Genomic DNA, 1,314 nt, shown 5'->3' with positions numbered 1-1,314 from the left:
CAGGCTGCGGAAAAATCCATCTATCTGGCCCCTTTCCCCGTCTGCCAGCGTCGTTTGAGGGTGCTTGTGCGGGGTTACGGGCCGGATTTGCGGCCATTTTTCCCGTTCTCCGGCGATTTGAGGCGGAGTCCGGGTGTGATCAGGCAGCGCGCATCAGCTTTGGCAGCCTGATCAGGTTGTAGGCGGCGGCGTTGAGGGCAAAGACCCAATCGACGCGGTCTGTACCCTTATGACGGGTTTTGCGCAAGCCGGCGGCGGCCTTGATCCAGCCGAACACCTCCTCGATGCGCTTGCGGATGCGTAAGCTGACGGCATAGCCGGGATGGTGGGTGGTGCGTGCGTCGATGGCGCTGCTGCGCCGCAGGGTTCCGTCCTCTTTGCGTTGTTCGTTGCGCGCGATGTGGGGCGTGACCGTGCGGGTGTGCAAATCCTGGACGAAGGCCTGGACGTCATAGGCCTTGTCGGCACCCAGCGTGATGCGGCCCCTGGGCTTCAGCCCGTCGATCAGGTCCAGGGCGGCCTCGCGCTCGGCCGTGCCGGTGGCCTGGGTCACCGTGGCGCCCACCACCAGCCCGTTGCGGTTTTCCATCAGCACATGGCCCATGAAGGCCAGGCGCGAGGGCTGGCCATCGGCCTTGCGGTACAGCTTGGCGTCGGGGTCGGTGGTGGAGGCATGCGTCTGGTTGGACCGCTTCTCGCCCCGAAAATCGCGCTCGGCATTGCGCCCCGGTCCCGGCGGCTCGTCGCCCCCATCCTTGGGCCGGAAACTCTTCATCGAGGCCCAGGCGTCCAGCAGCGTGCCATCCACCGAGAAATGCTCGTCCGACAAAAGGTTGCGGGCGCGGGCCTGCGCCACTACCGCCGACAGGAACTTCTGCGCGACATCACCCGCCAGAAGCCGGTCCCGGTTCTTGGTGAACACCGTCACGTCCCAGATCGCCGCATCCATCGACAGGCCCGCAAACCACCGGAACAGCAGATTGTAATCCATCTGCTCCATCAATTGCCGCTCCGACCGGATCGAGTAGAACGCCTGCAGCAGCAGCGCCCGAAGCAGCTTCTCCGGCGGGATCGACGGACGCCCCACCTTCGAATACATCCCTTCGAAATCAGGCGACAGAACCTCCAGAACCTCGTCAACCATCGACCGGATCGGACGCAACGGATGCGTCGCGGGGACACGGGCCTCGCAACTCACATACGAAAAAAGGCTGTCACTGCGAATGTCGCTGCCCCGCATCATCTCCCCCTAACAAAGCTCCACGCGATCGAATCACGCCGGATAAAATGAGGGAAGGATTTTTCCGCAGCCTG

At 63.7% G+C, this 1,314-nt stretch carries 1 protein-coding gene; it reads right to left on the bottom strand.

Annotation, left to right across the window (positions count from 1 at the left end):
* Positions 1 to 139: 139 nt before the first annotated feature.
* A complete protein-coding gene (locus tag IEW15_RS25430) occupies positions 140 to 1,240 on the bottom strand; it encodes an IS5 family transposase (protein WP_188583328.1) in 1,101 nt (366 codons plus the stop codon).
* Positions 1,241 to 1,314 lie beyond the last annotated feature (74 nt).

Origin of the sequence: Tistrella bauzanensis, from assembly GCF_014636235.1 — a bacterium.
GTDB lineage: Bacteria > Pseudomonadota > Alphaproteobacteria > Tistrellales > Tistrellaceae > Tistrella > Tistrella bauzanensis.
This window is presented reverse-complemented; position numbering and strand designations above follow the sequence as displayed.